At 64.8% G+C, this 20,134-nt stretch carries 18 protein-coding genes; 5 read left to right on the top strand and 13 right to left on the bottom strand.

Annotated features, from left to right (window positions below; genetic code table 11):
• Window positions 1-33: 33 nt before the first annotated feature.
• Window positions 34-1,134 carry a hypothetical protein gene (locus AAFG16_RS01360; protein WP_342736713.1) on the bottom strand — a complete coding sequence of 367 codons (1,101 nt, stop codon included), beginning with the start codon at window positions 1,132-1,134 and terminating at the stop codon, window positions 34-36.
• Window positions 1,134-2,570: an MBOAT family protein gene (locus AAFG16_RS01355; RefSeq protein WP_342736711.1), complete on the bottom strand. Its 1,437-nt coding sequence runs from the start codon at window positions 2,568-2,570 to the stop codon at window positions 1,134-1,136. Before AAFG16_RS01355 ends, AAFG16_RS01360 begins: the two co-directional genes overlap by 1 nt.
• A 281-nt stretch (window positions 2,571-2,851) precedes the next feature.
• On the opposite strand from AAFG16_RS01355, the gene AAFG16_RS01350 reads away from it, so the two are divergent.
• The gene (locus tag AAFG16_RS01350) at window positions 2,852-4,951 is read left to right on the top strand and encodes a S9 family peptidase (protein WP_342736709.1); all 2,100 of its coding nucleotides are present in this window, start codon (window positions 2,852-2,854) and stop codon (window positions 4,949-4,951) included.
• Window positions 4,952-5,105: 154 nt separating this feature from the next.
• Here the strand turns inward: AAFG16_RS01350 and AAFG16_RS01345 are convergent, their stop codons facing one another.
• The 6 genes from AAFG16_RS01345 to AAFG16_RS01320 form a co-directional block, all read right to left on the bottom strand.
• The gene (locus AAFG16_RS01345; RefSeq protein ID WP_342736707.1) at window positions 5,106-6,197 is read right to left on the bottom strand and encodes an SMP-30/gluconolactonase/LRE family protein; all 1,092 of its coding nucleotides are present in this window, start codon (window positions 6,195-6,197) and stop codon (window positions 5,106-5,108) included.
• A gap of 76 nt (window positions 6,198-6,273) precedes the next feature.
• A complete protein-coding gene (locus tag AAFG16_RS01340) occupies window positions 6,274-6,993 on the bottom strand; it encodes a ribonuclease activity regulator RraA (protein ID WP_342736705.1) in 720 nt (239 codons plus the stop codon).
• Window positions 6,994-7,117: 124 nt separating this feature from the next.
• Window positions 7,118-8,857 carry an L-arabinonate dehydratase gene (gene araD, locus AAFG16_RS01335; protein ID WP_342736703.1) on the bottom strand — a complete coding sequence of 580 codons (1,740 nt, stop codon included), beginning with the start codon at window positions 8,855-8,857 and terminating at the stop codon, window positions 7,118-7,120.
• Window positions 8,854-9,714, bottom strand: coding sequence for an ABC transporter permease (locus AAFG16_RS01330; protein ID WP_342736701.1), 861 nt, complete (start codon window positions 9,712-9,714; stop codon window positions 8,854-8,856). The genes araD and AAFG16_RS01330 overlap by 4 nt, the downstream gene beginning before the upstream one ends.
• 11 nt (window positions 9,715-9,725) lie before the next feature.
• The gene (locus AAFG16_RS01325) at window positions 9,726-10,487 is read right to left on the bottom strand and encodes an ABC transporter ATP-binding protein (RefSeq protein WP_342736699.1); all 762 of its coding nucleotides are present in this window, start codon (window positions 10,485-10,487) and stop codon (window positions 9,726-9,728) included.
• Window positions 10,487-11,506: an ABC transporter substrate-binding protein gene (locus AAFG16_RS01320; RefSeq protein ID WP_342736697.1), complete on the bottom strand. Its 1,020-nt coding sequence runs from the start codon at window positions 11,504-11,506 to the stop codon at window positions 10,487-10,489. Before AAFG16_RS01320 ends, AAFG16_RS01325 begins: the two co-directional genes overlap by 1 nt.
• Window positions 11,507-11,600: 94 nt before the next feature.
• On the opposite strand from AAFG16_RS01320, the gene AAFG16_RS01315 reads away from it, so the two are divergent.
• The 3 genes from AAFG16_RS01315 to AAFG16_RS01305 all read left to right on the top strand — a co-directional run bounded on the left by AAFG16_RS01315 (window position 11,601) and on the right by AAFG16_RS01305 (window position 16,545).
• Window positions 11,601-12,305, top strand: a complete 705-nt coding sequence (locus tag AAFG16_RS01315; RefSeq protein WP_342736695.1) for a GntR family transcriptional regulator — start codon at window positions 11,601-11,603, stop codon at window positions 12,303-12,305.
• Between the two features lie 246 nt (window positions 12,306-12,551).
• On the top strand, window positions 12,552-12,971 hold the full coding sequence (locus AAFG16_RS01310; protein ID WP_342736693.1) for a response regulator: 420 nt from the start codon (window positions 12,552-12,554) through the stop codon (window positions 12,969-12,971).
• Window positions 12,949-16,545: a PAS domain S-box protein gene (locus AAFG16_RS01305; protein ID WP_342736691.1), complete on the top strand. Its 3,597-nt coding sequence runs from the start codon at window positions 12,949-12,951 to the stop codon at window positions 16,543-16,545. Before AAFG16_RS01310 ends, AAFG16_RS01305 begins: the two co-directional genes overlap by 23 nt.
• A 154-nt stretch (window positions 16,546-16,699) precedes the next feature.
• On the opposite strand, the gene AAFG16_RS01300 is transcribed toward AAFG16_RS01305, so the two are convergent.
• The gene (locus AAFG16_RS01300) at window positions 16,700-17,335 is read right to left on the bottom strand and encodes a response regulator (protein ID WP_283083218.1); all 636 of its coding nucleotides are present in this window, start codon (window positions 17,333-17,335) and stop codon (window positions 16,700-16,702) included.
• Window positions 17,336-17,485: 150 nt separating this feature from the next.
• Between AAFG16_RS01300 and AAFG16_RS01295 the strand changes: the two genes are divergently transcribed.
• Window positions 17,486-17,776: a hypothetical protein gene (locus tag AAFG16_RS01295; protein ID WP_283083217.1), complete on the top strand. Its 291-nt coding sequence runs from the start codon at window positions 17,486-17,488 to the stop codon at window positions 17,774-17,776.
• Between the two features lie 54 nt (window positions 17,777-17,830).
• Here the strand turns inward: AAFG16_RS01295 and AAFG16_RS01290 are convergent, their stop codons facing one another.
• From AAFG16_RS01290 to AAFG16_RS01275, 4 genes are all read right to left on the bottom strand, one after another.
• On the bottom strand, window positions 17,831-18,334 hold the full coding sequence (locus tag AAFG16_RS01290) for a response regulator (protein ID WP_342736688.1): 504 nt from the start codon (window positions 18,332-18,334) through the stop codon (window positions 17,831-17,833).
• A 148-nt stretch (window positions 18,335-18,482) separates the two neighbouring features.
• Window positions 18,483-18,800, bottom strand: a complete 318-nt coding sequence (locus AAFG16_RS01285) for a hypothetical protein (protein ID WP_027563592.1) — start codon at window positions 18,798-18,800, stop codon at window positions 18,483-18,485.
• Between the two features lie 2 nt (window positions 18,801-18,802).
• Complete coding sequence (locus AAFG16_RS01280) at window positions 18,803-19,681, bottom strand: protein-glutamate O-methyltransferase CheR (RefSeq protein WP_342736681.1); 879 nt, start codon at window positions 19,679-19,681, stop codon at window positions 18,803-18,805.
• 60 nt (window positions 19,682-19,741) lie between these two features.
• The gene (locus AAFG16_RS01275; RefSeq protein WP_027563594.1) at window positions 19,742-20,128 is read right to left on the bottom strand and encodes a response regulator; all 387 of its coding nucleotides are present in this window, start codon (window positions 20,126-20,128) and stop codon (window positions 19,742-19,744) included.
• Between the last annotated feature and the right edge of the window lie 6 nt (window positions 20,129-20,134).

The raw sequence follows: 20,134 nt of genomic DNA, 5'->3' as shown, positions 1-20,134 counted from the left end.
AGCCACCCTCTCCCACAAGGGGAGAGGGAAAGATCAGTACTCGACGCGATACGCTTCGACCTGCGCTTTCAGCTCATCCAGCGACGCCGTCGGCTTCTTCGGATCGACGCGATGCTCCCCGCTCGCCAGCCATTTCAGCACCATCGCGTCCACCTCAGGCGAATGATGGATGACGTCGCCGTAGTTATTGAGATCGTGCGTCACGGCCTTGATCGCGCGGAAATCGTGCAGGCGCACATTGGGGAGCTGGGTCAATCGCTGCGCGATCACCGCCGTGAGATCCATCACGATCTTCAGCGTCTCCGGCGAGGCATCGCGCATCGCGACGAATTGCAGGATCGAATAGGGCGGGAAGTAGACGTCGAAGGTCACGTCCGGATGGCGCGTGATCAGGCCGATGGCGTCCTGCTCGAAATGCCGCACCATCGCATCATAATCGTAGCCTTCGCCGAGAAAGCGGATGCGCGCAGGCGCGGTGATGTAGGCGAAAGAGGCGAGCGTCTTCTTCGCATTGTAATCGCGCGCGAGGTCAACATCCCGCGGCGACGCATAGATGTCATCGACGTCAGCCAGCGCAAACTTGACGGGCAGATAAGGCGCCGCCCGGGTCAGCGGCTCTCGCAGAGGAGGGATCGACCGCAGCAAGGCGAACAAGGACTCCTTCGCCATCGCGGCGCTGAACAGATAGGACGCGATGCCCTTGGCCGTCCTGCGGTAGAGATCGACGGAAAGATAGGGGTCGGCCTCGATGCCCGCGGCATCGACGAAAATAAAGTCGTCCATCTCCCAGATCACGCGCCTTGCGCCGCGGTCGATCGCCTGCTCCAGCACAAAAGCCTGCTGGCGCGAGTTGGAGCCGGTCATCGCCAGCTTGAGCGAACGTACACGAAGCGCGCGGTCGATATCGCTCTGGCGGAAATGAATCGCGAGCGAGGTGCCCATGAAGGCGGTGTCGAACGACTGGCTGCGGATCAGCCCGGCGTTCTGCACCCGCGTATCGTCGGAATAGAAGGCGAGATGCGAGGTGCGGAACAGCTGCAGGGGATCGACCACATAGACGAGCGCGGCTGCGCCGAGCACGCACAGGACGCTCGCGAGCAGAAGACGCTTCAGATGCGTGAACGGCCTGCGCATCAGAACCGGAAATAGATGAATTCGCTGTGGCTCTGGATGCCCAGCACGCCGAACGCGAGCACCAGCGATGCCGCATAGAGGACCAGCGGCCGCATGCGCCCGGCCCGCAAGGCCTCGCCGACCCGGCGGTTGCCGTGATCGTAGCCCATGATGTCTTGCGTGTTCGGCGCGAGCCACACCAGCGCCGCGTAGACCGCAATCATCACCAGCGCCGCGATCTCCTCGCGGCCGAACACGATATTCGCTGGATCGGCCATGGCGTGGAGGATCCGCAGCGCCCATGCGACGCTCTCGGCGCGGAAGAACACCCAGGCGACGACGACAGCGAGAAAGGTCAGCACGGCCCCGGCGATGCGAGCCGGGCGCGCAAACAATGCCGGAACATCAGGCACCAGCGCGTTGAAGGCATGGTTGACGCAGAGATAGGCGCCGTGCAGCGCGCCCCACACGACAAACGTCCAGGCCGCGCCGTGCCAGAGGCCGCCGAGCAGCATCGTGACCAGCAGGTTGACGTAGCGCAGCACGCGGCCGCGCCTGTTACCGCCGAGCGGGATGTAGAGATAGTCGCGCAGGAACTGCGACAGCGTCATGTGCCAGCGCCGCCAGAAATCGACGATGCTGGTGGCCTTGTAGGGCGAGTTAAAATTGACCGGCAGGAAGATGCCGAACATCAGCGAGATCCCGATCGCCATGTCGGAGTAGCCGGAGAAGTCGAAATAGAGCTGGAACGTGTAGGCGAGCGCGCCGCACCAGGCCTGGTCGAAGCTCGGCGAGCGCGCCTCGAAGGCGAGCGCAACCAGTGGCTGGATGCCGTCGGCAAGGCAGGTCTTCTTGAACAGGCCGATGGCGAAGATGATGACGCCGCAGAGCATGAGATGCGCGTCGGGATGCTTGGTCTCCTTGCGCTCGAATTGCGGGATCATGTCCTTGTGGTGAAGGATCGGCCCCGCAATCAGATGCGGAAAGTAGGTCACGAAGAGGGCGTAATGCGGCAGCGCGTAAGCTGCGACCTGGCCGCGATACGCGTCCACCAGGAACGCGATCTGCGTGAAGGTGTAGAAGGAGATGCCGACCGGCAGCAGGATGTGAATCGCAAGATGCGTGCCGAGCAAAGCGTTGATGTTCTCGGTGGCAAAGCCGGCATATTTGAAGATGCCGAGCACGAGGAGATCGCCGGCAACGCCGAGCGCGAGCGTGGCCTTGCGTTGCGTTGGGGCGAGCTCCGGCCGGATGAGGAGATGGCCGATGCCATAATTGAACGCGATCGAGAGCAGCAGCAGGGCCACGAATTGCCAGCTTCCGATCGCATAGAAGGTGAGCGAGGCCAGCGCCAGCCAGATCACCGGCGCCAGATTGCTGCGCCGCCCCAGCCAGAAATAGCCGGCGAGCACAGCGGGGAGGAACAGCAGGATGAAAGGATAGGAGTTGAACAGCATCAGGCTGGACCAGCGCGGGGGGTATGGCCCGTCAAAGCATACAAGGGACGGATCAACAACCCGGCGACTTGGCGCAGTCCTTTGGCGCAGCGGCGCTGGCATTCCGTGAAATCGGAACGATATAAGGTGGAACACGGTGCGTGCCCCTCCCTCTCCCCGTTCTTACGGGCCGGGACGAGCTACGCTCGCCCTGAGAGGGTTGGGGTGAGGGGCCTCTCTCCGCGAATGAAATTGTAGAGAGACCTGTACCCCCCGCGCGAACGAGAGATGATGAGGAACGAGTGACCCACGCCAAGACCCCTTCGAAGCCCCCCGTCGCCCCGCGCCGGCCGCATTCCTTCACGCGGCACGGCATCACCGTGACCGACGACTATGCCTGGCTGAAGGACGCGAACTGGCAGGAGGTGCTGCGCGAGCCCGGGGTGATCGACCCTGATATCCGCAAATATCTGGATGAAGAGAACGTCTACACCGAGAGCCTGCTCGGCCACACCTCGTCCTTGCAGAAGACGCTGGTGCGCGAGATGCGCGGACGGATCAAGGAGGACGATTCCAGCGTGCCGTCGCCGGACGGGTCCTTCGCCTATTTCCGTAGGTTCCGAGAGGGCGGGCAGCACGAGCTGTTCGGCCGTATGCCGCGCAACGGCGGAAACGAGCATATCGTGCTCGACGGCGACGCGCTCGCCAAGGACCACAAATATTTCAAGTTCGGCGGCAGCCGGCACTCATACGATCACAAGCTGCAGGCCTGGAGCGCCGACACCAAGGGCTCGGAATATTTTTCGATTCGCGTCCGCGACTGGGCGACGGGGAAAGATCTCGGCGATCTCGTCGAGGAGACCGATGGCGGCGTGGTCTGGGCCGCCGACTGCAAGAGCTTCTTCTATGTGAAGCTCGACGACAATCATCGGCCGATGCAGGTGTGGCGGCACAGGCTCGGCACCAAGCAGGCCGACGACACGCTGGTCTATGAGGAGCAGGATTCCGGCTGGTTCACCCATCTGCACGAGAGCACCAGCGGCCGCTTCTGCGTGATCGCGGGCGGCGATCACGAAACCTCGGAGCAGCGGCTGATCGACCTCGCCAACCCCGAGGCGCCGCCGCGCCTGGTCGCGGCGCGCGAGGAGGGCGTGCAATATTCGCTCGCCGACCGTGGCGACGAGCTGTTCATCCTCACCAATGCTGACGACGCCATCGACTTCAAGATCGTCACCGCGCCGCTCGCTTCGCCCGAGCGCAAGAACTGGCGCGACCTGATCCCGTATCGTCCCGGCATCTACATCATCGACCTCGATCTCTATGCGGGCCATCTGGTGCGGCTGGAGCGCGCCAATGCGCTGCCGTCGGTCGTGATCCGCGATCTCACCGGCGGGGACGAGCACGCCATCGCCTTCGACGAGGCCGCCTATTCGCTCGATACGATGGGCTCCTACGAGTTCGAGACGACCAACTTGCGCTTCTCCTATTCGTCGATGACGACGCCGTCGGAAGTCTATGACTACGACATGGTCAAGCGCACGCGCAGCTTGCGCAAGCGCCAGGAAATCCCGTCCGGCCATAATGCGGCCGACTACGTCACCACGCGCATCATGGCGAAATCGCATGACGGCGCCGAGGTGCCGGTGTCGATCCTTTATCGCCGCGGGCTCAAGCTCGACGGCACGGCGCCGCTATTGCTCTACGGTTACGGCTCCTACGGGATGGCGATGCCGGCCTCGTTCAGCGCCAACCGCCTGTCGCTGGTCGATCGCGGCTTCGTCTACGCCATCGCCCATATCCGCGGCGGCGCCGACAAGGGCTGGGGCTGGTATCTCGACGGCAAGCGCGAGAAGAAGACGAACTCGTTCGACGACTTTGCCGCCAGCGCCCGCGCGCTGATCGCCGCGAAATACACCAGCGCCAAGCGTATCGTCGGTCATGGCGGCTCGGCCGGCGGCATGCTGATGGGTGCGGTAGCGAACCGCGCCGGCGAGTTGTTCGCCGGCATCGTCGCGGAGGTGCCGTTCGTCGACGTGCTCAACACCATGCTCGACGACACGCTGCCGCTGACGCCGCCGGAATGGCCGGAATGGGGCAACCCGATCGAGAGCGAGAAGGACTTTCGTACCATTCTGTCGTACTCGCCCTACGACAATGTCGCGGCGAAGGAGTATCCGGCGATCCTGGCGATGGGCGGATTGACCGATCCACGCGTCACCTATTGGGAGCCCGCCAAATGGATCGCGCGCCTGCGCGCCACCATGAGTGGCGGCGGCCCCGTCCTGCTGCGCACCAACATGGGCGCCGGCCACGGCGGCGCATCGGGACGGTTCGACCGGCTGGATGAGGTGGCGATCGTGTATGCGTTCGCGCTGTGGGCGGCCGGGATGGCCGAGGCCTGATCTTCTCCCTCTCCCCGTTCTTACGGGAAGAGGGTTGGGGTGAGGGGCGGCTTCCGCAAGGACGGTGGCATAGAGACTCGCGGAGACTCCCCCTCACCCGTAATTTGCTGTCGCAAATTCCGGCCTCTCCCCGCAAGCGGGGAGAGGCGAAAGTTCACACCGCCCCGTGCGCCTCGACATACAGCGCATAAACCGAATGGCTGCTCGCCATGTAGAGCCGGTTGTTCTTCGGCCCGCCGAAGCAGAGATTGGCGCAACGCTCGGGCAGCTTGATGAAGGCGAGCGGCTTGCCGTCCGCATTGAACACCATCACGCCGTCGAGATCCTCCGGCTTGCCCTTGAGCTGAAACACCTTGCGGCCGCCAATGTCGGTCGGCTCGGATTGCAGCGCGCCGTTGGAGCCCCAGCCGCACCAGAGATTGCCGTCGCGGTCGACGCGAAAACCGTCGAGCGAGCCCTGGTCGGCGGCATCGATCAGCTTGGTCTTGCCGCTGAGCGAGCCGTCGTCGCCGACATTGTAGCTCCAGATACTGCGGTTGGGCGTGCCCTTCCATTCGACGATGTAGAGCTTCTTCTCGTCCGGCGAGAAGGCAAGGCCGTTCGGATTGACGAGGTCGGTGAGGACGGCGCTGAGCTTGCCGTCCTTGGCGATGCGGTAGACGTTTGTGGTGGCCTGCTCGGCCTTCTCCTTCTTGCCTTCCCACTCGCCGTTGATGCCGAACAAGGGATCGGTGAACCAGATGCTGTCGTCCGACTTCACCACGATGTCGTTCGGCGCGTTCAGCCGCTTGCCCTCGAACTTGTCGGCGAGCACGGTGATCTTGCCGTCCTTCTCGGTGCGGGTGATGCGGCGGGTGACGGAGTGCTCGCAGGTGACGAGGCGGCCCTGGCGGTCGCGCGCATTGCCGTTGGCGTAGTTGGCATTGGCCCGGAACACGCTGGTCTGCCCGGTCTTCTCGTCGAACTTCATGATCCGGTTGTTGGGAATGTCGGAGAACAGGAGGTAACCGCCCTCGGGGAAATAGGCGGGCCCTTCGGCCCAGCGCATGCCGGTCGCGACCTGCTCGACCGTCGAGGAATAGAGCCGGTATTTGCCAAAGCTCGGATCGAGGACCTGGACGGCGGGATCGGGATAGCGTTGGTTCGGCGTGAACGCGAACGCCTGGGCACCGGCGGCGCGGGCGAGAAGTGTCGAAGCTGCCGCCGCGCCAGCGCCGGCCATGAGGTTACGTCGCGTGAAGTTCATATAAGTCCTCCCTGCTTGTTAAAAGGCCGGCGCTTGATGCGGCCGGCCTGTTTCTTGATCTGCTGTAGTTTTGGTTTCAGCGGCCGTTCTTCTTCCGCCATTCCGCGAAATCGGTGAGCGTCTGCGGATCGGTGGCGGGATAGAGACCGAAAATGCCGCGGCCCTTGCCGACTTCCTCGGTGACGAAATCCTCGAACGCGGTCATCTCGAAGGTCTCGTTGGCGATGTCGTCGGCGAGATGTGCGGGGATCACGATGACGCCGTCGGCATCGCCGAGGATGACGTCGCCGGGAAACACCGGCGCATCGCCGCAGCCGATCGGAACGTTGATCTCGATCGCCTGGTGCAGCGTGAGGTTGGTCGGCGCCGAGGGGCGATGGTGGTAAGCGGGAATGCCGAGTTTTGCAATTTCGGCCGAATCGCGAAAACCGCCGTCGGTGACGACGCCGGCGACGCCGCGCTTCATCAGCCGCGTCACCAGGATTGCACCGGCCGAGGCCGCGCGCGCATCCTTGCGGCTGTCCATCACCAGCACGGCGCCGGGCGGGCAGTCCTCCACCGCCTTGCGCTGCGGATGCGAGCGGTCCTTGAAGACGTCGATGGTGTTGAGATCCTCGCGCGCCGGCATGTAGCGCAGCGTGAAGGCCTCGCCGACCATGGTCGGCTGGTCGGGGCCGACGGGATGCACATCCTGGATCATCTGGATGCGCAGGCCACGCTTGAACAAAGCGGTGGCGACGGTGGCGGTGGAGACGGATTTGAGCTTGTTGCGGGTGGCTTCGCTGAGTTTTGTCATCTCATACTCTCTCTTTCGTCATTCCGGGATGCGCCGGAACGGCGCAGGCCCGGAATCCATACTCACGATCGTGGTTATGGATTCCGGGCTCATCGCTTCGCGATGCCCCGGAATGACAGGGTCACTAATAAATCGACGGCTCGCCGATCGGCGCGCCGAAATCGGTCTCGAGGAAGTCGAAGTCGCAGCCGTCATTGGCCTGCTTGATGTGTTTGGTGAACATCCAGCCATAGCCGCGCTCGAAGCGGCGCTCGGGCTGCTTCCAGGCGGCACGACGCTTTTCGAGCTCGGCCTCTGATACGTCGAGATTGATGGTGCGCGCGGCGACGTCGAGCGTGATGCGGTCGCCGTTCTGCACCAGCGCCAGCGGGCCGCCGATGTAGGATTCCGGCGAGACGTGCAGGATGCAGGCGCCGTAGCTGGTGCCGCTCATGCGCGCATCCGAGATGCGCACCATGTCGCGCACGCCCTGCTTCACGAGCTTTGTCGGGATCGGCAGCATCCCCCATTCCGGCATGCCCGGCCCGCCCTGCGGCCCGGCATTGCGCAGGATGAGAATGTGATCCTCGGTGACGTCGAGGTTGGGATCGTCGACCGCCTTCTTCATCGACGGATAGTCGTCGAACACCAGCGCCGGACCCGTGTGCTTGAGGAAGCGCGGCGCGCAGGCGGAAGGCTTGATGACGCAGCCGTCGGGCGCAAGATTGCCCTTGAGCACGGCGAGCGCGCCCTCCTTGTAGATGGGATTGTCGACGCCGCGGATGACGTCGGCATTGTGCACCTCGGCCCCTTCGATGTTCTCGCCCAGCGTCTTGCCTGTCACCGTGACGCAGTCGAGATGCAGATGCTGCTTGATCTGCCCCATCAGCGCCGGCAGACCGCCGGCATAGAAGAAGTCCTCCATCAGATAGGCATCGCCGCTCGGGCGGACGTTGGCGATGACAGGCACCTTGCGGCTCGCGATCTCGAAATCGTCGAGGCCGATGTCCTGGCCGGCGCGGCGGGCCTGCGCGATCAGATGGATGATCGCATTGGTGGAGCAGCCCATCGCCATGGCGACCGCAATCGCATTCTCGAACGCCTTGCGGGTCTGGATCACCTTCGGCGTCAGATCCTCCCACACCATCTCGACGATGCGGCGGCCGCATTCACTGGCCATGCGGATGTGGTTGGCGTCGGCCGCGGGGATCGAGGAGGCGCCCGGCAGCGTCATGCCGATCGCTTCCGCGATCGCGGTCATGGTCGAGGCCGTGCCCATGGTCATGCAGGTGCCGTAGCTGCGGGCGATGCCGGCCTCGATGTCGAGCCAGTCCTTGTCGGAGATCTTTCCCGCGCGGCGCTCGTCCCAATATTTCCAGCCGTCCGAGCCGGAACCGAGCGTCTTGCCCTTCCAGTTGCCGCGCAGCATGGGACCGGCCGGCAGGTAGATCGCCGGGATGTTCATCGAGGTCGCGCCCAAGAGCAGCGCCGGCGTGGTCTTGTCGCAGCCGCCCATCAGCACCACGCCGTCGACGGGATGGCTGCGGAGCAGCTCTTCCGCGTCCATCGCCAGGAGATTGCGATAGAGCATGGTGGTCGGCTTGAGCAGCGACTCCGACAGCGACAGCGCCGGCAGCTCGACCGGCAGGCCGCCCGCCATCAGGATGCCGCGCTTGACGTCGTCGACGCGCGACTTGAAGTGCATGTGGCAGGGCTGCGCATCCGACCAGGTGTTGAGGATCGCAATGATCGGGCGGTCCTTCCACTCCTCGGGAGCGTAGCCCATCTGCATGGTGCGGGAGCGATGGCCGAACGAGCGGAGGTCGTCGGGTGCAAACCAGCGCGCGCTGCGCAGCTGGTCGGGCGTGATTTTCTTCTTGGTCATGATTGGGTGCCCCATTTCTGGACGGTGTTCCGCTCGATGGCGCGGAAGATCAGGTTCTCGACAAAGAGCCCGATGATGATCACCGTCAAGAGGCCCGCGAAAACCGCAGGTATGTCGAGGAGGTTGCGGTTCTCGAAGATGAACCAGCCGAGCCCGCCCTGGCCAGAGGACACGCCGAACACCAGCTCGGCCGCGATCAGGGTGCGCCAGGCGAAGGCCCAACCGATCTTGAGGCCGGTGAGGATCGAGCCGAACGCTGCGGGGATGAGGATTTTCGCCACATAAGGCAATCCGCGCAGGCCGCAATTGCGCCCGACCATGCGCAGCGTGTTGGACACGCTCTTGAAGCCGGAATGGGTGTTGAGCGCGACCGGCCACAGCACCGAATGGATCAGCACGAAGACCAGGCTGCCATTGCCGAGCCCGAACCAGATCAGCGCCAGCGGCAGGAGCGCGATCGCCGGCAGCGGGTTGAACATGGCCGTGACCGTTTCCAGGAAATCGGTGCCGATGCGAGTGGAGATGGCGAGGATGGTGAAGATCGCGGCAAGCGCGATGCCGGCGGAATAACCCATGAACAGCACTTTTAGCGAGGTCCAGGCCCGCATCGGAATGGTGCCGTCCTTCACGCGGTCGTACAGCGTCACAATGGTGTCGTGCAGCGTCGGAAACAGCAGGGGATTGTCGAGATAGACGCCGTAGGCCTCCCAGACCGCCGCGAGGAACAGGATGATCACGGTCTTGCGCACAAAGCCGTCGTTCCAGAGCAGCTCAAGCACACTCAGCTTGCGCTCGACCTCGCCTGCCCCGGTGACGGCGATCTGCGCGTCACGCAGCAATATTCTCGCTTCGCCCATGCGCGGCTCCCTTAGTGCGCCGTTGCTTCGCCGGCGAACAGGAGATCGTGGATCTCCTTCTCCAGCCGGCCGGCACTGCCGTTCTCGTTCGAGACCTTGTCGACGTCGACCACCTCGGCCTTGACCCGGCCGGGATGCGGCGACAGCAGCAGGATGCGGTTGCCGATGCGGATCGCCTCGGCGATCGAATGCGTCACGAACAGCACGGTGAATTTGGTCTCGCTCCAGAGCTGGAGCAGCTCGTCCTGGCAGGTCCGGCGCGTCAGCGCGTCGAGCGCGGCGAACGGCTCGTCCATCAGCAGGATATCCGGCTCCATCGCCATGCCGCGCGCAATCGCGACACGCTGCTTCATGCCGCCGGACAGCGTGTGCGGATAGGCATCGACCACGCGGGTGAGGCCGACCTTCTCGATATAGGCCCGCGCCTTCGCCTCGGCGTCCTTGCGCGAGAGCTTTCGCGCGGTCAGCAGCGGGAACATCACATTGGCGAGCACGCTCTTCCACGGCAGGAGCTGGTCGAACTCCTGGAAGATCATCATGCGGTCGGCGCCGGGGCCGTGGATCTCGCGGCCGCTGATGCTCATGCGGCCTTCGCTCGGCGACATGTAGCCGCCGACGGCCTTGAGCAAGGTGGACTTGCCGCAGCCGGACGGCCCGAGCAGCACGAAGCGGTCGGACTTGTCGACCGTGAAACTCACCCTCTCGGTGGCGGTGACGACGGCGCTGGATGTCTTGTAGCGCAGCGTCACGGAGTTGACGTCGAGCAGCGCCATCAGTTGCCCTTCAGGTCGTGCGCGACGGGAAGATAGTAGTCAGTCCAGGCCTTGGGCTGGGTCTTCAGCGTCCCGGTCTTGTAGAGATGCGCGGCGAACTTCATCGTGCCCTGCGGCTCGAGATTCCACTCCATCATGCCGGGCTGCTTGAGGAGATCGAGCAGTTCTTCCACCGAGGTCTTGTCGCCGGTGATCTCCTTGTAAATCTCGACCGCCTGCCTGGTGTCGCTGCGGATCAGATCCTGCGCTTCCTTGGTGGCATCGCGCACCGCCTGGATGATCTTCGGATTGGCGTCGGCAAACTTGGTCGTGGTGAAGAACTGCGCCTGGCTGAGCGGGCCGCCCATCACGTCGGGCGAGTTCAGCACGACATGCGCGCCCGGCACGTTCTTCAGCTCCAGGAAGGTGAAGGGCGGGATCGAGAAGTGTGTGTGCACCTCGTGCTTCGGATTGGACAGCGCCGCATAGGCGTCGGGGTGGCCGAGCTGCACGGTGTTGGCATCGAGCTTCGACCATTGGTCGGCGCCGAACGCTTCGGCGGCGGCGATCTGAAGCACGATCGCCTGCGTGGACACCTTCACCGTCGGCACCGCGATCTTGTCGGCGGGGCCGAAATCCCTGATCGACTTGATGTTGTCGTCGCGGCTGATCAGCGTCATCGGCTGCGCCGAGCTCGCGACGATGCCCTTCACGCCGCCGCGGGTGCGATCCCACAAGAGGAGCAGATTGCCGGTGCCGGTGTTGAGGATGTCGACGCCGCCGGCGAGCAGAGCATCGGTCTGCGCGCCGCCGCCGGAAAAGGTGATCCATTTGGTGGTGACGCCGGAGACGCCGAGAGCGGCCGCATGCTTCTCGATCAGCTTCAGCTTCTCCATGATGTGGCTCGGCATGTAGAAGATGCCGGGCTGGCGCGACAGCGCGATCTCGGATTTCTGCTGCGCCTGCGCTGCGGGCGCGAAAAGGGCGGCGGCGGTGATCAGGGCCATGGCCGCCAGGCCACGCTGCAATTGCTTCATCATTGTTGTTCGTTTCCTCCGGCCGCCATTGACGTGCGATCTTACTGATGCACTAATGCATTAGTGCATCAAAGGCAAGCCTGCCGGAGCCATCACCATGGAAACCGTCCATACCGCGCCGCGTGCGGCCGCCCGCCTCGACCGGGCCCGGCAAGCCGCGCCGCAGGTGTTCGAGCGGCTGCGCAACGCCATTCTCGCGCTCGAACTGCCGCCGGGCGCGCCGCTGTCGCGCACGGAGCTCGCCGCGCAATTCGGTGTCAGCTCGACACCGATCCGCGACGCCCTGATGCGGCTGGAGGAAGAAGGGCTGGTCGAGGTGTTTCCGCAGCACGCGACCGTGGTCAGCCGGGTCGATGTCGGCCGCGCCGAGCAGGCCCATTTTCTGCGCCAGGCGCTGGAGCTCGAAATCGTCCGGCTGCTCGCGGAAGAGCATAACGCGGCCCTGGTGATCCGGCTCGACCACGCGATCGCGCTGCAGCAGCAATCCGCCAAGGCCGGAGATTTCGAGAGCTTCATCGCCGGCGACAATGATTTTCACGCGCAGCTTTATGCCGCCGCCGGCAAGCAGGACCTCTGGTCGCTGGTGCGCAGCCGCAGCGGACATATCGACCGGCTGCGCCGGCTGCATCTGCCCTCACCCGGCAAGGCCCAGAACATCGTCCGCCATCACAAGCTGATCACGCGCGCGATCGAGGCCGGTGACCCCGATACCGCGCAGCAGCACCTGCGCAAGCACCTGTCGGGCACCCTGAGCGAGCTGGACAAGATCCGGGCTCGCTATCCTGAGTACCTGACCGACTAGCTGCGATTGGCCGCGCTCATCCCGCGGCCGGCGCGAAGGACAGTTCCACCGCCTCAATTACCAATCCGGCCAAGCCATGTGCACGAAAGCATGCATAATGGCGGCACCAGGACGAGGCGCGCCGGGAAACCGTCGCATCGTCGCGAAGTGCTTGCAGCCTGGGCGGAATCCGCGCAACAATTTCATATTTGATGGTTTGATTTGGGGGCGCTGGACTATTCCCCTCCGCCCCGGAGGATTTCAGACGTGGCCAACATCCTGATCGTGGATGACGACCCCGCCGTGCAGATCACGATCCGGCTGCTCCTGGAGAGGGCCGGGCATCACGTGACAGTCGCCGGCGACGGCCGCAAGGGGCTTTCCCTATTCGGAGCCAGTGCATTCGACCTGCTGTTTCTGGACATATTCATGCCCGGCATGGACGGGCTGGAGACGATGCGCCACATCCGGGCACAGCGGCGGGCCGTTCCGATCATCGTGATCTCCGGCCGTTCGGCCGCGCCGAACGCCTATGCGGAGCCGGATTTCCTGAAGATGGCGATCAAGCTCGGCGCGGCGGCGAGCCTGCAAAAGCCGTTCGGGCCCGGCGCCCTGCTCGCCGCGGTCGATGACTGCCTTAAGGCGGCTCTGCCGGAGAGGTCCGATGTCAGCTCCGGCCAGCGATGACGAGGGCGCCTCCTCGGCTCCAGTCCAGAACAAGCGCCGCCAAACGGGAAGTCCAGCGAACATCCCCATGACGCTGGCGACGCGGCTAGCCATCGCGATGATCCTGCTGGTGGCGGTGACGGTGGCCGCAGTCGGCTGGCTCGGCTATCGCAACATCACGCAAGCCGTCATTCCGCGCGTGCTGGAGCGGGTCGAAGCCCAGTCGCGGCTGCTGGCGACCAATCTCGAATTCTACGTTTCCGGCGTTCGCGGCGATCTGATCGGCTATCGCTCCGCCGCGGCAATCAACGGCCTGATCCGCGCGCATATCGGCGGCGGAACTGATGCATTTGACGGCGTCTCGGAGCAGACCTGGCGCGAGCGCATCGCGACGCGGCTCGTGGCCGAGATCGAGGCCAAGCCCAGCTACGGGCAGTTTCGAATCATCGGCCTTGACGACGACCAGCGCGAGCTGGTCCGGGTCGATCGCTCGGGCCCGAATGGCGCGGCACGGATCGTCCCAGACAGCGAGCTGGCGCACAAGACCGACCGAGCCTACTTCCAGGAAACGATCAAGCTCGCGCCGGGCGAGATTTACGTGTCGCCGATTGACCTCGCGACCCGTCAGGGCGGGACCACGGACCTGCACAGTCCGACCCTGCGGGTCGCGACACCGCTGTTCACGCCGGAGGGCAAGCCGTTCGGCATCATCGTCGCCAATATCGACATGCGTCCGGCACTCGAGCGCGTCCGCGCGACGACGAACTCGGGAGGGGAAATCTATGTCGTGAATTCGCGTGACGACTATCTCGTCCATCCCGATCGCACGCGGGAATTCGGCTCGTTGCATGGCCATCCCACCAACTGGCGCAATGATTTTCCGTTTTTTTCGACCGCGGCCGGCACGCCTGACGTGTCGACGCACCTCACGACCAACGCAGCGGGCCGGCCAAGCGGCGCGGCGCTCGCGCCGGCGCTGCTTGCGGGCAAGGAGTGGATCGCAATCATCGTGACCGTTCCCCCGGCCGTGTTCGGCCGTGTGCCGGCCGCGATTCAGAAAACGTCGCTGCTCGTCGGCGTGCTCGCCGTCCTCGCCGCGGCTGCGCTCGCGGTGCTGCTGGCGCGGTCATTGACCCGCCCGATCGGCCGCCTGACCGCCGCGGTGGAGGCCATCGGCAGCGGACGGCCGGCGGACATTCCGGTCGACGCCAGCGGCGAGACCGGCGTGCTGGCGCGCGCGTTCGCCCAGATGGTCGATGAGACTCGGGCGAAAACAGCCGCGCTCGAGCGCGAGGTCCGCGAGCATCGCCGTACCGAGGCTGCACGCAGCCATCATGCGGCGCGCGAGCAATTGTTCAGCGCCGCGGTCGAATCGTCCGACGATGCGATCGTGATGCAGACGCTCGCGGCCATCATCACCGGCTGGAATCCGGCGGCAGAGCGCCTCTATGGCTATTCGGCGGACGAGGCAATCGGCCAGCCCACCTCCATCATTGTCCCGCCTGACCGCCGCGAGCAGGGCAAGGACTATCTGCGGCGGATCGCGAGCGGCGAGCCGATCGAGCGCTTCGAGACGGTGCGCCTGCGCAAGGACGGCACGCCGGTCGAGATCTCGCTCGGCCTCTCGCCGATCAGGGGACCTTCGGGCGAGATCGTCGGCGCCTCCGGGAGCGCGCGCAGCCTCACCGAGGCGCGGCGGGCCGAGCGGGTGCTCCAGCAGCAGCTCGAGGAGCGCCGCCAGATCTTCGACACCTCGCAGGATCTGATCATGATCATGGACGCACACGGCCATGTCGCGCAGATCAGCCCGAGCAGCGAGACCATTCTCGGCTACCGGCCGGGCGAGATGATCGGCCGCAGCGGCGCCGATTTCGTTCACCCTGATCATCTCGAGCATTCCCGCGCGCAGATGCGCGCGCTGCGGCGCGGCGAGCGCCCCAAGCTCGACGACACCCGCTGCTTCCACAAGAACGGGCACGAGGTCTGGCTGTCATGGCTCGGCAGCTGGTCCGAGCAGGCGCACCGCTTCTTCTTCGTCGGGCGCGACATGACGGAGGCAAGGCTCGCGCAGGAATCCCTGCGGGAGAGCGAACGGCTCGCCCGCAACATCGTCGAGACCGCGCTCGATGCCTTCGTCCAGACCGACGACGCCGGCCGGATCCTGAACTGGAACTCGCAGGCAGAACAGCTGTTCGGCTGGCGTCGCGACGAGGTGCTCGGCAAGAGCACGATCGACCTGATCGTGGCCGAGAGCGAACGCGATCGGGTCAGGGCCGGCCTGCAGCGTTTCCTCGAAGAGGAGGACGGCAGGACGCTGAACCGCCGCCGCGAGCTCATGTGCCGGCGGCGGGACGGCAAGGAATTCAAGGCCGAGCTGAGCGTCACCGCGCTGAAGCGCCGCGAGGGCCTGCTGTTCAACGTGTTCTACCGCGACCTCACCGACAAGATCGCGGCCGAGGAGCGCATCCGCCACGCCGACAAGATGGAGGCGGTCGGCCAGCTCACCGGCGGCGTGGCGCACGACTTCAACAACATCCTCACCGTCATCACCGGGACGATCGAGATCCTGGCGGAGGCGGTCGAGAAGGAGCCGCAGCTCGCGGCCATCACCAAGATGATCGACGAGGCCGCCGCGCGCGGCGCCGAGCTGACCCAGCATCTGCTCGCCTTCGCGCGCAAGCAACCGCTGCAGCCGCGCGAGATCGACATCAATTCGCTGATCATCGACACCGCGAAGCTGTTGCGGCCGACCCTGGGCGAGCAGATCCAGATCGAATCGGTGTTCGAGGACGAGAACTGCGTCGCGATCGTCGATCCCAACCAGCTCACCACCGCGATCCTCAACCTCGCGCTCAACGCCCGCGACGCCATGCCCGGCGGCGGCAAGCTGATCGTGGAGACGGGCGCCGCCTATCTCGACGAGGTCTATGGCAGCGTCAACGATGTCAGGCCCGGGCATTACGTGCTGATCGCCGTGAGCGACACCGGCACCGGCATTCCGGCGAGCATGCTGGCGAAGGTGTTCGACCCGTTCTTCACCTCGAAGGGACCGGGCAAGGGCACCGGGCTCGGGCTTTCGATGGTCTACGGCTTCATCAAGCAGTCCGCGGGACACATCAAGATCTACAGCGAGGAAGGCCACGGCACCACGATCAAGATGTACCTGCCGCCCGGCAAGACGCCGACGGTGGTCGGCGAAGGTGTGACGCCAGCGACGATCGAGGGCGGACACGAGACGATCCTCGTGGTCGAGGACGACCGGCTGGTGCGCGACTACGTGCTGGCGCAGCTGCATTCGCTGGGTTACGTCACCCTGCAGGCCGCGAACGCCGCCGAGGCGCTTGCGATCGTCGCCGCCGGCAAGCCGTTCGATCTGCTCTTCACCGACGTCATCATGCCCGGCAAGATGAACGGACGGCAGCTCGCCGACGAGCTGACGAAGACGCGTCCCGATCTGAAAGTGGTCTACACATCAGGCTATACCGAGAACGCGATCATCCATCACGGCCGGCTGGATTTGGGCGTGCTGCTGCTGGCGAAGCCCTACCGCAAATCGGACCTCGCGCGGATGATCCGCAAGGCGCTGAACGGGTGATGCCACGCTCTCGTGTCCCGGACGCACTGCAGCGCGCAGCGCTGCAGTGCAAGAGCCGGGACCCAGAACGATCCAGCGCGGAGATCGGAGAGATGGGCCCCGGCTCAGCGGTGCATCATTTCATGATGCACCGCGTCCGGGGCACGAGACCATTTTACGACGCGCGCTGGGCCGCGGTCATCACGATGCGGATCAGGTCGGCGGCGTTGCGCGCGCCGAGCTTCTTCATGATGTTGGCGCGATGGTCCTCGATGGTGCGCGGGCTGATGCCGAGGGTGCGGCCGGCTTCCTTGTTGGACGCACCGGAGGCGAACTGCTCCAGCACCTCGCGCTCCCTGCGCGTCAACGGCTCGCGTCCTGGGAAATGCAGCGAGCCGAATTTCGGCGAGGCGTTTTCCGCCTGCCTGCGCGCATAGGCCCCGATCGCCTCGTCGAGCCGACCGACGATCTCGCTGCCGCGGAACGGCTTCTCGATGAAGTCGAGCGCGCCGCTCTTGATGGCGCCCACCGCCATGGTGATGTCGCCCTGCCCGGAGATCATGAAGATCGGTGCCGGATAGTCCTCGCCATGCAGCTCCTTCAGGATGTCGAGGCCCGACTTTCCGGGAATGTGCACGTCGAGCAGGATCGCAGCCGGTGTGCGGGTTCGCGCGACGGAGAGCAGCGCAGCGCCGTCCGCAAAACAGATCACCTCATAGCCCGCCGCCTTCAACACCATCGACAAGGTGTCGCGAACGGCAGGGTCATCGTCGACCACGAAGATTTCACCGCGAGAGCTTTGTTCGGCCATGTGCCACATCCAGTTGGCATGAAGGACTCGCGTCCGCGCCATCCCGTTATGGCGTTCGGCGCGGATTCGGCCCACCCGTATTTGTACGGGACATGGACTTAACGCACAAGTAGCGGCAGGGTGTCTAATTGCGGGGTACGGAGAATATCCATGCTAAATTACGCCGGCATACCCCCGCTCGCCGCGATGGCCGATACTGACAGCCGTCAGTTGATCGCAGCCGAACTTCGCTCTCTGATCGCGCGCATCGAGATCAGCATGCGTCTGATCGACGCGGCGATGGAGGACGAAGACGATAGCGCTACCGCGGGTTCCACCGAGATCGTCGTGCTCGACGACGTCACGCCGCGTTATGCCACCGCGAGCGCCGCCCTCAACGCCTGCCGGGCGGAGCTCAGCCACGCCCTGCAGCAATTGTCGGAATCTGGCGGCGCAGCGTAAGTCGCAGTCAGCGCGGCTGACCTGCCGCGGCTGATCGCATGGCAGCTCCGCGCTTCAGGCGCGGTGCCGTTCCACGATCGCGTCGGTGGCGACACCACCCCAGGTGTGAATCGCCGGCAGGCCCATCGCGGTCTTGCCGAGATTGGCGAGGCTGATGCGCAGGGCCGCGAGGTCCAGCGGCTTCGGCAGGCTCTGGAGCTCGATCCCCACGGATCGGGCGAAGCTGCGGGCGGCGCTGCGGCGCTTGCCGTCCATGCCGCTGATGACGATCACGGCACCGGCGAATTTCGCCTCCGCCATCTCGCGCAGCACGTCGACGCCGTCGCCGTCCTCCAGCACGAGGTCGAGCGTCACGCAGTCGAAGCGCGCGGCGCGGAGCTTCTCGATGGCTTCCGCCACGGACGGCGCCACGGTGACTTCGTGGCCGGCCTGCTTGGCCGCGACTGTGATCAGGCTGCGCTGCGTGGCGTCGTCGTCGACCACCAGCAGCTGGAGCGCACGCCGCTCGGCGACGTCGGGCAGGTTGGACGTGACAGGGGAGAGGGAACTTCTGGGCATTGCCGTATTCCTGAGATTGAGACCGGCAATGGATACACGGTTCGCGCTTAGGCGACGTAAAACCGCCGCGGCAAATTCTTCCGGATGTTTCAGCAAATATAAAGCAACGTCGCGGAAAGCGCGCAGTCCTGCGCAGGCGCGCTGCCGATCAGGCCGCCGCGTCGTGGCCGCCGGCCGCGCCGCGCTTCTTCCGGTTCTTGCCGCGCAGGAACTGGATGTCCATCTCGGCGCCGTTGACCCGCACCAGCTCGCAGCGGCGGTAGGCAAGGCCGGTGGACGACAGCAGCAGGAAGAACTCCTTCAGGTTCAATCCCTGGATCGAGCCTTCCACCGTGAGGATGGCGTCGGTGTCGGAGATCGCATTGAGCTTGCAGTCGCGGCGCCAGGTGCCGTCGATGGCCATGATGCAGACATCATAGCCGCGACTGAACGTCACGCGTTCGGTGCCCTTGCCATCCTCGGCCATGCCTATCGTCCTGCCATGACCGCCATGCGCGGCGCCGCACCGGGGAGCACCGGCTTGGCAACTGCGGCACGCGGATCGTTCGGCTTGTAGAGGCCGCGCCGCTCCGGGATCGGCCTGAACGTATCGGTCAGTCCGACCACGGTCTCGGCCGCACCGAGCACCAGGAAGCCGTCGGGCTCGATCTGGCGCGCCAGGCGGTTGAAGATGTTGATCTTGGTGTCCTGGTCGAAATAGATCAGCACGTTGCGGCAGAAGATGACGTCGAAGGTGCCGAGCTGGGCGAAGTCGTGCAGCAAATTGAGCTGGCGGTGCTGGATCATCGCCCGCAGCTCGGGATTGATCTGCCAGGTCTCGCCGGTCTGCTTGAAATATTTCACCAGCATCTGGATCGGCAGGCCGCGCTGCACCTCGAACTGGCTGTAGATGCCGGCCTTGGCCTTCTCCAGCACCTCCTGCGACAGGTCGGTCGCGATGATCTCGATACGCCAGCCGGTGAGGGCCGCGCCCAATTCCTTCAGGCACATCGCCAGCGAATACGGCTCCTGCCCGGTCGAGCCGGCGGCGCACCAGATGCGCACGCTGCGCTTGCCGGCGCGCGCCTTGATGATCTCGGGCATGATGGTGTCGCGGAAATGATCGAACGGGACCTTGTCGCGGAAGAAGAAGGTCTCGTTGGTGGTCATGGCTTCGACCACGTCGGTGATCAGCTGGCGTGAGCCGGCTTGCAGCTTCTGCACGAGGTCGGCGATGCCGGACAGCCCCACCTTGCGGGCGAGCGGCAGCAGGCGGCTTTCGATCAAATATTGCTTGTCTGCGGACAGGTCGAGACCCGAATTGTCCTTCAGGAACTTACGCAGATACTCGTACTCGGTCGGGGTCACGGATAGCCTCTTCGAAGCTGTACTGGGAACACTCTGGCCCGAACGTCAGGCCAGACACACTCAGACCATGGCTTGTCCGACCGGGATCAAACCAACTTCAGCGAACTTATCGGCGATGATGTCTTTGTCGAAGGGCTTCATGATGTACTCGTTGGCGCCGCCGCTGAGCGCCTGGGCGATATGAGCCACGTTGTTCTCGGTGGTGCAGAACACCACCTTGGGCTGGTCGCCGCCGGGCAGACGGCGCATGTGGCCCATGAACTCGAAGCCGTCCATCACGGGCATGTTCCAGTCGAGCAGCACCGCATCGGGCAGCTGCTTCTGGCAGATCTCGAGCGCCTTGGAGCCGTCCTCGGCCTCGGTGACTTGGAATTCCAGGCCCTCCAGGATCCGGCGCGCGATCTTGCGCACGACGCTGGAATCATCGACCACCAAACAGGTTTTCATTTTGGT

It is taken from the genome of Bradyrhizobium sp. B117, from assembly GCF_038969555.1.
In the GTDB taxonomy this organism is placed as follows: domain Bacteria; phylum Pseudomonadota; class Alphaproteobacteria; order Rhizobiales; family Xanthobacteraceae; genus Bradyrhizobium.
The sequence above is the reverse complement of the archived record's forward strand: the minus strand, read 5'-3'. Positions and strand labels throughout refer to the sequence as shown.